The sequence below is a fragment of the Thalassobellus citreus genome (assembly GCF_044385915.1).
Lineage (GTDB): Bacteria > Bacteroidota > Bacteroidia > Flavobacteriales > Flavobacteriaceae > Thalassobellus > Thalassobellus citreus.
Genome location: NZ_JBISCC010000121.1, coordinates 208,925 through 222,208, shown reverse-complemented (window position 1 = coordinate 222,208; position 13,284 = coordinate 208,925). Strand labels below are relative to the sequence as shown.

Annotated in this window: 10 protein-coding genes; 3 read left to right on the top strand and 7 right to left on the bottom strand. The window is 29.3% G+C overall.

Annotation, left to right across the window (positions count from 1 at the left end; genetic code table 11):
- The first annotated feature begins 5 nt into the window (after window positions 1-5).
- Both ACH5TX_RS07060 and ACH5TX_RS07055 read left to right on the top strand, forming a co-directional pair.
- On the top strand, window positions 6-1,439 hold the full coding sequence (locus tag ACH5TX_RS07060) for a RagB/SusD family nutrient uptake outer membrane protein (RefSeq protein ID WP_439338830.1): 1,434 nt from the start codon (window positions 6-8) through the stop codon (window positions 1,437-1,439).
- A complete protein-coding gene (locus ACH5TX_RS07055) occupies window positions 1,429-2,970 on the top strand; it encodes a redoxin domain-containing protein (protein WP_439338829.1) in 1,542 nt (513 codons plus the stop codon). Before ACH5TX_RS07060 ends, ACH5TX_RS07055 begins: the two co-directional genes overlap by 11 nt.
- Before the next feature lie 55 nt (window positions 2,971-3,025).
- Here the strand turns inward: ACH5TX_RS07055 and ACH5TX_RS07050 are convergent, their stop codons facing one another.
- From ACH5TX_RS07050 to tsaD, 7 genes are read right to left on the bottom strand one after another with little or no spacing between them, the layout of a single operon-like run.
- Window positions 3,026-4,204, bottom strand: a complete 1,179-nt coding sequence (locus ACH5TX_RS07050) for a THUMP-like domain-containing protein (protein WP_439338828.1) — start codon at window positions 4,202-4,204, stop codon at window positions 3,026-3,028.
- A 6-nt stretch (window positions 4,205-4,210) separates the two neighbouring features.
- Entirely contained in the window at window positions 4,211-5,299 is a 1,089-nt protein-coding gene (locus ACH5TX_RS07045; RefSeq protein WP_439338827.1) for an AI-2E family transporter, read from the bottom strand.
- A gap of 32 nt (window positions 5,300-5,331) precedes the next feature.
- A complete protein-coding gene (locus ACH5TX_RS07040) occupies window positions 5,332-5,832 on the bottom strand; it encodes a TrmH family RNA methyltransferase (protein WP_439338826.1) in 501 nt (166 codons plus the stop codon).
- Window positions 5,833-5,875: 43 nt separating this feature from the next.
- Window positions 5,876-6,214 carry a hypothetical protein gene (locus ACH5TX_RS07035; protein ID WP_439338825.1) on the bottom strand — a complete coding sequence of 113 codons (339 nt, stop codon included), beginning with the start codon at window positions 6,212-6,214 and terminating at the stop codon, window positions 5,876-5,878.
- Window positions 6,215-6,217: 3 nt separating this feature from the next.
- Complete coding sequence (locus ACH5TX_RS07030; RefSeq protein ID WP_439338824.1) at window positions 6,218-6,859, bottom strand: DUF4159 domain-containing protein; 642 nt, start codon at window positions 6,857-6,859, stop codon at window positions 6,218-6,220.
- Window positions 6,860-6,866: 7 nt separating this feature from the next.
- Window positions 6,867-7,571, bottom strand: a complete 705-nt coding sequence (locus tag ACH5TX_RS07025; protein ID WP_439338823.1) for a 16S rRNA (uracil(1498)-N(3))-methyltransferase — start codon at window positions 7,569-7,571, stop codon at window positions 6,867-6,869.
- A gap of 4 nt (window positions 7,572-7,575) precedes the next feature.
- Window positions 7,576-8,598 (bottom strand): tRNA (adenosine(37)-N6)-threonylcarbamoyltransferase complex transferase subunit TsaD, encoded by a 1,023-nt coding sequence (tsaD, locus tag ACH5TX_RS07020; RefSeq protein WP_439338822.1) that lies wholly within the window; start codon window positions 8,596-8,598, stop codon window positions 7,576-7,578.
- Window positions 8,599-8,747: 149 nt separating this feature from the next.
- Between tsaD and ACH5TX_RS07015 the strand changes: the two genes are divergently transcribed.
- A complete protein-coding gene (locus ACH5TX_RS07015; protein WP_439338821.1) occupies window positions 8,748-13,226 on the top strand; it encodes a translocation/assembly module TamB domain-containing protein in 4,479 nt (1,492 codons plus the stop codon).
- The last annotated feature ends 58 nt before the right edge of the window (window positions 13,227-13,284 follow it).

Below are 13,284 nucleotides of genomic sequence, written 5' to 3'. Positions count from 1 at the left end.
TAAAAATGGAAACATTACTTAAAAATATAAAAAGCATTACGCTTATCATTTTATTAATAAATTGTTTGAGTTGTGAAAGTTATTTAGAAACCGATTTACCACCAGGAAAATTTTATTCTGAAGACATTTTTGATTCAGACAAAACAACTGCTGCCGCTGTAAATAACCTTTTTAAATCATTATCATTTAATGGTACTTTAAGTTTATTAAATATTGAAACTGCTGCTTATACAGATGAATTTACTTCTGATAATAGCCGACGATTTGAACAATATTTTTTAGATCAAATACCAACATCAACCTCTGTTCCTGAAGCATATGCAGATTTGTATCAAGTTATATTTAGATCAAATCTTATTATAGATGGGGTTTCTAATACAACAGCCAAATTAAATAATAAAGATCAATATTTAGGAGAATCTTATTTTGTGCGTGCATATTGTTTGTATAACCTAACAAATTTATATGGTGATATAGCAATACCACTTGCTCCAGAGTTTGAAGCAAATAATACGCTTTCAAGAGCACCTCAAAGTGAAGTTTACAACCAAATAATTATAGATTTAAAAGAAGCTATAGAATTATTACCAACATCGTATTCAACAAGTAGTGGTGAAGAGACGTTTTCAAAATCTAGACCAAACAAAACAGCCGCAAAAGCGCTTTTAGCAAAAGTATATTTATATACAGAAGATTGGAAATTAGCATCAGACTTATGTACTGAGGTGTTAGCTGAAGTATCTAATCCAAGCTTAGTGTCTTTAGATCAAGTTTTCTTAGCAGATAGTGATGCTGTTATTTGGGGTTTAATACCAGATATAAGTGAATATTCATGGAGAACTTATGTAAGTGATATTTATGTGTATTTAGATTGGTATAGTGAATATTTTCCTATTGAAGATAGTTTTTATGCATCACATGGTTATATGAGTAATAGTCTTATAAGCGCATTTGAAGAAAATGACCAACGTTTAAGTGAATGGACATTTGAGTTTTCATCATATGGGACTATATATCATGAACCTTATAAATATAAGTCAAGAGATTCTGGTGTTGAAAACTTAGCTGTTTTAAGAATGGCAGATATTTATTTAACACGTGCAGAAGCATTGGCAATGCAAGATAATTACCCAAGTGCTATCGCAGATATAAATGTGGTACGTGAGCGAGCAGGACTTATAGCAACAACAGCTAACCTTGATAAAGCGTCTGTTTTAGATGCTGTTTTATCAGAGCGACGATTTGAGTTTTTTAACGAATTGTCTAATCGTTTCTTCGATTTAAAACGTTTAGGGAAAATTGATGAGGTTATGAATGCCGAAGTTGTAATTAAAGGTGAAGACGCTAGTTGGTCTAGTTATAAAGCAAATTGGCCAATAGCTTTAGATGAGATTAGAGCAAATCCTAATTTAAAGCAAACAGTTGGTTATGATAATTAAATCATTCATAACACATTTAAACACCTTAAAAAAAGTACAGTTAAAACCTTTAATGCTATTACTTTTTTTAACTACGTTTATTTATGCTTGTAAAACAGAGGATAATAATGTAAAATCACAAGAATCTAGCCTTTCGAGGTTAGATTCTTTGTTATTATCTACAAAAAAAGAAGATAAAATTACCTTAGAGAAACTTTTGAAAAAAAGGTTTGAATCTAATAATGAATCCTTTGCAGTTAGTGCAATAAACTATTATTATACCTTGCATGAAAATAATGCTGAATACGATTCTTTACAAAAAGTACTTTTAAATCGTTTTCCAAAAGGAACACAGGCAAGAATGCTTGAAGTTATTGGTCTATACGAAGGAGCACCTTCAGCAAAGGTTTTAGAAAACCGTTTTGATACATGGATGGCTAAATTTCCGCCTAGTAATTATGCTGCTAATAATCGTAATATTTATAACGACCACCTTTATAATATCATACAAAGCTATATTAAAGAAAAGAATATACCTGCAGCAGAACAATGTATTGCTAAGCTTATTAAAAGCCCAATAATAGCAAGTTCTTATTTAGATATTTCTAAAGCATTTTATGAAGCAAGTTTTTTTGATAAGTCAAGGTTTTATTTAGATGCATCTTTTAAAAATTCTACAGAATCTTTAAAAGATAGTAGTATTAATGAAGAATCTAAAATGGTTTTACAATACCTTTATTTGAATCAGCTCTTTTTAAATGCAGAATTATTGGTTAAAGAAAATAACCCAACTGAGGCTGTTAAATATTTTAAACAGTATAAAGATTCTACAGGTTTACAAAACCCGAATGCTATTATGAAGTATGCAAAAGTCTTGTTTGCATTAGGAGAAAAAGAAAATGCATTTGCACAAGTAGAAGATTTAGTAAAAGCCAACAAAGCGACTAAAGATGATCATGAATTTTTTAAGTCTTTGTTTTTAGAAATAAAAGGTAATGAAGCCGATTTTAAAGTATATCAAGCAACATTAAAAAAAGAAGCACAGCAAAAACTTAGCGAGGAAATAGCTAAATTAATAATAAATGAACCAGCTCCTAATGTTGGACTAAAACATATGAATGGTAAATCAATAGCTTTACAAGATTTAAAAGGAAAGGTTTTAGTTTTAGATTTTTGGGCAAATTGGTGTACACCCTGTAAAGCATCGTTTCCTGCAGCTAAACGTATTATAGAAAGCTATAAGGATGATTCAGATACAAAATTTTTGTTTATTAATACTTTTGAGAATGGAGATCGAGATAAAATAATTAAAAAAACAAAAGACTTTCTAAGTTCAAATAGTTATGATTTTGATATGTATATAGATACAAAGTCTACTACTAAACGAACTGATGTTGTAGCAAATGCTTTTAATGTGAAAGGGATTCCTGTTAAGTTTATTATAGATAAAAAAGGAAATATTCGTTTTAAAGTTGTGGGTTATGGAGGTAATATCGAAGAAGAAGAAAATAAAATTTCTGCTATGATTGATATCGTTAAAAATTTAGATTAAAGACCAAAATAATAACCTTAAAAGCTTCACTGAAATGTGAGGCTTTTTTTGTTCATTATAGTTTTGTACAAATAATAACAATTTTTTCATTATCAGTATTTGTTGTAAAAAATATAAAAGAATCACTTCCATCTTTAATATTGAATTTTTTACGAATTTGCTGAACAGTTTCAGGGAAGTTTCTTGTTGTAATATTCGCTTTCGTTATGTTAAGTTTTTTTATTTCCTTTTTGTTGTAGTTTATAATGGTTTCAACTTTAAAAGCTCTACCAGGGAAATCAATTTGTGTATCGCTAGTATATAAATGCGAATGCTTATGAAGCTTAAAAACGTTTAACTTATTTGATATGGAATGAAATCCACCAGCTTTTAAAATAGCACTATTAGGTTCATATAAATAGGCTAGTGGTTTATTGTATTCAGAGTCTATCAATTTTTCATTTTCTAACGAAAAATTAAAAACATCATTCTTATCTTTTTTAATGTTTATCGTTTCAATCGAAATTCCTCCTTCAAAACCCTCTTCTAAAACCCAAAGTAATTCTTTCACGTCATTGTTTATAGCAACAATATGAATGGTTTTAACATGTTTTAATTCATTAATACCAACCGATAAATCGAGTAGGGGCGATGTTTTAATTAAGATGTTTTTAGAGTGCTTAAAAAGTAATTCTAAATGTTGTGGTACATTTGGTAAGCAATCATTTAAAAAGAATACTTTTCCTTTACTATCATGTCGTCTTGAAGGATCAATATAAATCCAATCAAAATTCTTGCTAGTGGTTTTTAAATACGCAATACCATCAGCATGAATGGTTGTAATATTTTTAGCTTTTAACTGTTTGTAGTTATGGTTAACAATGTTGGAAAGTGTTTCATTGATTTCGCAATGTTCAACTGTTTTAAAGCGTTTTGAAAAGAAAAAACAATCGACTCCAAAACCTCCTGTTAAGTCTATTATAGAATCACCTTGAATTAATTCAGATTTGTATTTAGCTGAAATTTCAGAAGATGTTTGTTCAATATTTAATTTGTTAGGATAGTATATGTTTTTACACTGAAACCAAGTCGATAACTTCTTTTCGCAACGTTTTTTAGCTTCAATTTGTTCAATAATAGCTTTGGTTTCAACCGAAGAGAAATTAGTGCCTTTTAATAATAAAGATGATATATCTGAATTTAAGTTTTTATTTATAAACTCTTGTATTTCAGTATTTAAAATTGATGTATTCAAGTGAAACTATAAATCTTTAGTAAGTTTTTGAACAATTTTATTTTCAGATAAAAACTCCTTTAAAATAACTTTTATAGCAGTATAAGCTGGTATGGCAAGAATAAGTCCAATAATGCCAAATAAAATTCCTGTTATTAAAATAACTAGAAAAATTTCTAACGGATGCGACTTTACACTTTTAGAAAATATAATAGGTTGGCTACCAAAATTATCAACCAATTGACCTATCATAAATACAACAAATACCCATATTGTTTTTGGTAAAATTATATCGCTAAAACTTTCACCAAGGTTACTGGTCATAGTTAATGTAAGCATTAAAAAAGCGCCAATTAACGGACCAACATAAGGAACTAGATTTAGCAATGCACATAAAAAGGCAATAACAATCGCATTTTCTACGCCAATAATAAGTAAACCAATGGTATAAATAATGAAGAGAATAAGTATTTGAAAAATTAATCCAACAAAGTATCTTGATAATAAATCTTTAATTTTTTCTGATGATTTTTTCCAACGCGATTCTTTATTATCGGGTATAAAAGTCATGATGCTACTTTCAAAAAGTCTACTATCTTTTAAAAAGAAAAATGAGATAAAAAGCACTGAAAATAACCCAATACTAAAGCTTCCAAGTCCGCTAATAATAGAGTTTAAAAAGTCTGGAATTAAAGAGTAATCTATTTTAGATAGAAAGTTTGATTCTTTTAAAGACTGCTCAATATCAATTTGATGAATATTAAAATATTCTATAATCTGAATATATAAATCCTCAATGTTTCCTTGTAATTCATTAATGTTTAATAACGATAAATTATGGCCTTGTTTAACTACTAACGGAATAAATAATCCAACTAATCCAAAGAAAATACCGAGTAAAACAACCATGGTAACAATAACAGCAAGGGTGTTTTTAAATTTTAATCGGCGTTCTAAAAAAAGAACAATGGGTCTACCAATTAAAGAAATAACAGCTGCAATTGCTATATAACCTATAACCGATTGTATTTTATATAAAAAGAACAATACTAAGGCAATGCCCAAAATAATGCCGACAGCTCTTAGAATACCGTTTGAAATGGATTTAGAATTCATTTAGTAAATATAATAATTTGTATGCAACGAGGCTAAATAAGTTGCTTTGTCATTTCATATAAAGCAATGTTGGTGGCTTGAACCACATTCATGCTGCTGTTTTGTCCGAACATATTAATATGAATAATAGCATCAGACATTTTTAAAATGCTTTCTGATACACCAAAATTTTCATCACCTATAACCAATACAATTGGTTTTTCTGTTGAAAACTGACATGTATGTATGGGGATACTTTCACTAGTTATTTCTAATGAAATGATTTGATAATCATCTTTTTTTAAATCAAGAATAACTTTTGAAGCTGATTCACAGATGTTATAATTAACTACTTTTTCAGTAGACCTAGAGGTTTTTGTTATTTTTCGTCCAATGGTTATTTGTTCTCCACAAAGTATTAGTTTTTCAATACCAAAAGCATCCGCAATTCTAAATAAACTACCAATATTAGGGGCGTTAGTAACATTATCGCAAACAAGTGTGATTGGGAATTTTTTTGATTTAAAATTAGTGTTGTAGTGGGTGAGTTGCAATGTTATGTTTATAAATTTAGTTGTTTATGCGTTTATTTGTCTGCTAATCTCTAATCAATAATTTGTTAAAAGTACTTGCTTTTTTATTTTCACTCATCCATATAGCTATAGGTAGTGTGCCGCTTAGAGTAGTGATAAACCCTAATTCCCAAAATAAGATAGAAAATAAGATTGCAGCAATTACACCTGCAATTATTATAAAATTATTAGGTTCTGCATGTAATCTGTTTATATGTCTTTTGGTATGATTGCCACAATGTTTACATCTTTCATTTATTTCAATACCAATTTCTTCTTTTAAATCATATCTATTATTAGATTTAACTTTAACCGAGTTAGTCTTTTTACAAGATTGCGAACTACAATAATAATACAGTTTCATAATTTAATTTTCAAAAACATATTTAATAATATTAGCACCCATTTTAAGTGCTTTTTCTCTAACGTCATTAGAGTCGTTATGTACTTCGGGGTCTTCCCATCCATCACCTAAATCGCTTTCAAAAGTAAATAGTAAAACGAGTCTGTCTTTATTGAAAATACCAAAAGCTTGTGGACGTTTGCCATCATGCTCATGAATTTTTGGTAAACCATTAGGGAATTTATAAGCTATGTTGAAAATGGGATGAGTTGCTGGTAATTCTACTAAATCTTTATTCGGAAATACTTTTTTTAATTCTTTAGTTATATAGGGTTTTAAACCATAATTATCATCAATATGTAAAAAACCACCAGAGATTAAATAATTGCGAAGGTTTTCGGCATCGGTTTCGCTAAAAAACACATTACCATGCCCCGTCATATGGATAAACGGATACTGAAAAATATCGCTACTTCCTGTTTCTACGGTTTCTGGTTTTGCGCTTATTTTAGTATCAATATGGTCGTTACAAAAGCTAATTAAATTTTTTAATGCCGTTGGATTTGCATACCAATCGCCACCACCATGATATTTTAAAAGTGCTATTTCCTGAGAAAATATGCTTAAAGATAAAAGTGAAAATATAAAAATGAAATATGCTTTCATATTATGGTTATTCGTTTATAAATGCTACGCTATGGCAAGCTACAATTGCAGCAGTTTCTGTGCGTAATCTAGTGTTTCCCAAAGTTACAGGAATAAAATTGTTTTGAAGTGCTAATTCAATTTCTTTAGTTGAAAAATCACCTTCTGGTCCAATTAAAATAGTAATATCTGTTTTAGGTTTTAGTTCGTTTTTTAAAGATTTTCTATCGGTTTCTTCGCAATGTGCAATAAAGATATTGCCATTAAAATCTTGTTTTATAAAGTCTTTAAACGAAATAGCGGTGTTTAATTTAGGCATGTAACAGTTTAAAGATTGTTTTGTTGCCGATTGTAAAATTTTTTCAAAACGTTCTGTTTTGATAATTTTACGTTCGCTATGATCGCAAATAATAGGCGTAATGTTATCAATACCAATTTCGGTAGCTTTTTCTAAAAACCATTCGTAGCGATCGTTCATTTTTGTGGGTGCTACGGCTAGGTGTAAACTATAATCGCGTTTAGGTTGCAATGTTTTAGAAACAATAGTAACCATACACTTTTTCATGTCTGGAATGGTAACTTCGGCATTAAACAACCAACCTTGTCCGTTTGTAATATGTAAAGTGTCTCCAGTGCTTTTGCGTAATACTTTTACAATATGTCTACTTTCTTCTTTATCAAAAGTAAATTGAGTGGTAGAGTCGGTTATATTTGGATTGTAAAATAGCTGCATATTTTTATATTTTCAACCTAGCAGAAGCCATAACGTCTTGCTCAGTAAAATCGCCTTCTAAATATTTTAAATAACCGACAATAGCAATCATAGCAGCATTATCAGTTGTGAATTCAAATTTAGGGACATAGGTTGTCCATCCAAATTTTTGTTCACCATCTTTAAGCGCTTGTCTAATACCAGAATTAGCCGAAACACCTCCGCCAATAGCAATATGCTTAATGCCTGTTTGCTTTGTGGCAAGTTTTAATTTATCAATTAAAATTCCAATAATAGTATATTGTATAGATGCACAAATATCATTTAAGTTATCTTTAATAAAATTTGGGTTCGTTTTAACTTCTCGTTGAATAAAATAAAGAATTGCCGTTTTTAAGCCAGAAAAGCTAAAATTCAAGCCATCTACTTTAGGTTTTGTAAATTGATAAGCTTTTGGGTTTCCTAATTTGGCACGTTTATCAATTTCAGGGCCTGCAGGATATCCTAAACCAAGAATTTTCCCGCTTTTATCAAAAGCTTCACCAACAGCATCATCAATAGTTTCACCTATAACGGTCATGTTAAAATAATTTTCAACTTTAACAATTTGAGTATGTCCACCAGAAATGGTCATTGCTAAAAACGGAAATGGTGGTTTTTCAAAACCATCTTCATCTATAAAATGTGCTAAAATATGTCCTTGCATGTGGTTGACATCAATTAGCGGAATGTTTAATCCGTAAGCCAATGACTTTGCAAAAGAAGTACCAACTAGTAAAGACCCCATTAGTCCAGGGCCTCTCGTAAAGGCTATAGCATGTAACTGTTCTTTAGTAATGTTTGCTTTTTTAAGTGCTTGATGCACTACAGGAACAATGTTTTGTTGGTGTGCTCGTGAAGCTAATTCTGGTACAACACCACCATATTCTTCGTGTATTTTTTGAGTAGCAATAACATTGCTTAAAATTTTACCGTTATGTATTACAGAAGCGGCTGTATCGTCGCATGACGACTCAATTCCTAAGATATAAATATTTTGTGAACCCATTAATGAGAATTAGGCATAATAATTGTTAATTTTGAAAACGAATAAACATCTGTAAGTGCTATTTATTCGTAATTACAAAACTACTCATTTATTTTTGTAATGAAATATAAATCGTTTAAGTAGTTTATCCTAGAAGAAAGTTTTAAATATTGGGTTTATCATTTATTCCTAATAAAATTATAATTTTAGAAAGTATCAAAAAAATCTTAAAAATAGCATCAAAAATAGTTGGCATTTTATTGCTGCTTTTCATCATTTTGGTGCTAGTACTGTCTATTCCATTTGTTCAAACTAGTATAGGTAATTATGCAACAAAGCTTCTTAACGATGATTTTAAAACCAATATAAATATAGATAAAGTTAGTTTACAATTTAATAGCGATGTAGAACTTAAGAATATATATATTGAAGATTATAAAAAAGATACACTTATAAGTATTGCCGAATTAAATACATCTATTATTAATATTCCAAACTTAATAAATGGGAAATTAACCTTTGGAGATATTGATATTATCGATTTAGTTTTTAATATAAAAACGTATAAAGGTTCAAGAGATACTAATTTAGATGTTTTTGTTAATAGGTTTGAAGATGACAATCCTAGAACAGGAAAAAGTAGTTTCCTGCTATCATCTAGCGATGTTTCTATTTATAACGGAATATTCAGACTTACTGACGAAAATAGAGAAACTACCAAACTATTAGAGTTTACTAATTTAAACATTAACGCCACTAATTTTTTAATTAATGGAAGCGATGTAAGTACCCGAATAAATACTTTGGCTTTTAATGATAGTAGAGGATTGGTTACGAAAAATTTAATGACTGATTTTTCATACACACCAAGCGGGATGACGTTTGATAATTTAGAAATTAACACACCAAAATCGGTTTTAAAAGGCAATTTAAAATTCTCTTATAAGCGTGAAGATTTACAGTTTTTTACCGATAAGGTTTTTGTGGCGGCTAATTTTATTGATTCTAGTGTTCAATTAGACGAATTAAATACTTTTTATAATGAGTTTGGCGTTAATCAAAAAGCTAATTTTAGTGCTAATTTATCAGGCACATTAAATAATTTACGTGTAAGCAGTTTAAAATTAAATACAAGTAGAAACACGAAGGTTTACGGGACTATTAATTTTAAAAATTTATTTAATAAAGAAGATCATAATTTTTATATGAATGGCGATTTTAGCAATCTAACCTCTACATATAACGATTTAAAAGCTTTGTTACCAAATGTTTTAGGAGAAGCTATACCAACAACGTTTGATAGGTTAGGGCGGTTTACTATTGTAGGTAACTCACAAGTTACATCATCAAAAGTTATTGCAGATATTGAAATAGATACCGATTTAGGCTTTGTTGATTCTGATTTAGAAATTGATAAAATAAACGATATAGATAATGCCAAATATAAGGGTACAGTTATATTTGAAAAATTCGATTTTGGCACCTTTTTAAATGAACCAAATATAGGATTAGCCTCTTTAAATTTTGATGTAAAAGGCAATGGGTTTTTAGCAGAAAATGTTAATACACAGGTTAAAGGCGATGTGTTTGAAATTGAGTATAATAATTATAATTATACAGGAGTTAAGGTAGCTGGAAATGTTCGTAACAATATATTTGATGGGAACTTAATAGCAAACGACAGAAACTTAAGACTGAACTTTAATGGCTTGGTAGATTTTTCAGAGCAAGTAAATAAATACGATTTCGAAGCTCAAGTTGATTATGCTAATTTAAACACATTAAATTTTGTTAAAAAAGATAGTATTTCTATTTTCAAAAGTACTGTGAAAATGAATATGAATGCCAGTAGTTATGATGATGCTTTTGGTAAAATATCATTTAGAAATACATCTTATAAAAATGAAAATGATACATATTATTTTAATGAATTTGATATTTCATCAAGATTTACGCAGGATATAAGATATATTGAAATTAACTCTCCAGATATTATTGAAGGCGATTTAAAAGGACGTTTTCGTTTTAAAGATTTAAAGAAACTTTTCGAAAATTCTTTGGGACATATTTATACAAATTATGTGCCTCATAAAGTTGAAACCAATCAAAGTATCGATTTTAATTTCAAAATTTATAATAAAATTATTGAAGTTATTTATCCAGAAATTCAGTTAGGAAAAAATACGTTTATTCGTGGTAGAGTAGAGAGCGACGAGAAACAGTTTAGACTTACGTTTAAATCTCCCGAAATTAAAGTAGCAAATAATTTTGCTAACAATATCGAACTTCAGGTAGATAATAGTAACCCGCTTTTTAACACTTATGTAGAAGTTGATAGTTTAAAAACTAAATTCTATAATGTTTCTAAATTTAATTTAATAAACGTAACTGTAAATGACACCTTGTTTATGAGGTCTGAATTTAAAGGTGGGAAACGAAATAATGACAGTTTTAATTTAAGTTTTTATCATACTATTAATGAGAAAAATGAATCTGTAATTGGTTTTAAAAAATCAGATGTTACTTTAAAAGATAATAAGTGGTTTATTAATGAAAATAAAGATCGATTCAATAAAATATCATTTGATAAGGCGTTAAGTTCTTTTAAAATTGATGGTTTTAAAATAAACCATAACAATGAAGAAATTAAGCTTTCTGGCTTTGTAAAAGATTCTACTCAAAAAGATTTAAAGCTTAATTTTAAAAATGTTAACCTATCTAATATAACACCAGATATAGATAGCTTGTCTTTGGCAGGAAATGTTAACGGAAAGCTAGATATATTACAACAAAACGGAAATTATTTGCCCAATTCAACAATTGTTATTGATGATTTTAAGGTAAATAATTTTCCTTTGGGTTCATTTGATGCTACTATAACTGGAAATAAAACATTAACCACTTATAACGTAGATGCTCATATAAAAGACGATGTTTTAAAGTCTTTTTCTGCTAAAGGAGATATAGGTCTTATTGGAAAAAAAGCGAGTATTGATGTCGATTTAGAATTTGATGACTTTAATTTATTTCCTTTAAACCCCTTGTTAGAAGATGTGTTAACTGATATTAGGGGGATTGTTACAGGAAAAGCAAAAGTAATAGGTAACCTTAATCATCCAGATATTAATGGTAATCTTATTTTAAATAAATCAGGATTAGGAATTCCATATTTAAATGTAGATTATGATTTTGCAGATAAAGCATCAGTGACACTTAAAAATCAAAGTTTCATATTTAATAAAATACAGTTAACAGATACAAAGCACAAAACAAAGGGAGAATTAAAAGGCGCATTAAGTCATGTTAATTTTTCTAACTGGAGTTTAGGCCTAGATTTAATAACACCAAGGTTGTTAGTTTTAGACACCAAAGATGCAGAAGATGCGTTGTATTATGGTACAGGTTTTATTGGTGGTAGAGCCAGTATATATGGACCAACAGATCAACTTGTAATTAGTGTAGCTGGTGAAACAAAAAAAGGAACAGTATTTAAAATACCTTTAAATGATGCTGAGTCTTTTGGCGATAATACATTTATAAACTTCCTTACTAAGGAGCAAAAGTTAGCTAGAAAAAGAGGCTCAGATTTTATAATAAATGATATAAGGGGCTTAGAATTAGATTTTGATTTAGATGTAACGCAAGATGCTGAAGTTGAAATTATTATTGATAAAAACACAGGGCATTCTTTAAAAGGTCGAGGTGTTGGAGGACTTTTAGTAGAAATAAATACTACTGGTAAATTTAATATGTGGGGAGATTTCTCTGTTTTTGAAGGGGTTTATAATTTCGCTTATGGTGGTTTGGTACAAAAAGAATTCATAGTACAACCGGGTGGTACTATTGCTTGGGAAGGAGATCCTTTAAAAGCAAAAATAGATATGTTAGCTATTTATAAAACTCAGGCTAATCCGTCGCCATTACTTGATAACCCTATTAATAGGAGTATTCCAGTAGAGTTAAATATTGCTTTAACAGGCGATTTAGAAAAACCTGATCCTGAATTTAGTTTTGAGTTTCCTAATGTAAATTCAACTATTAAATCAGAGCTTCAATATCGTTTAGAATCTCCAGATGACAGACAAAATCAAGCGCTTTATTTAGTCTCAACAGGCTCGTTTTCAGGTGGACTTAACGAACTGAATTTTTCAGGAACTATTGCAGAACGTTTAAACGGTATAGTAAACGGTATTTTCTCAAATAGCGATGGAAAATTTAATGTAGGTTTAAATTACGAAGCAGGACAAAACAGGCCAGACTATCAAACCGACGATAGGGTTGGAGTAACGTTACAAACTCAGATAAGCGATCGTGTTATTATAAACGGTAAAGTAGGTGTTCCTGTAGGTGGGGCTAGTGAAACTGTAGTTGCAGGTGATGTTGAAATAGACTTTTTATTAAATGAAGAAGGCACCTTAACGGCAAAAGTATTCAATAGAGAAAATAGCATTAGAAATTTTGGAGAGGCTATAGGCTATACACAAGGTATAGGACTTTCATATAATGTAGATTTTGATACTTTTAAAGAATTACTTCAAAGGTTTTTTAAAAAATCTAAAAAAGAGGAAGTTATTAAAGATAAACCTGACGAAGAAAGTGAAAGTGCATTCCCTGAATTTATTACTACAAAGACCGTTTCAGATAAATAAATTGTTGTTTTAAGCCTATATTTTATATCAATACTTCAACAATTCATTTTTTTTATTA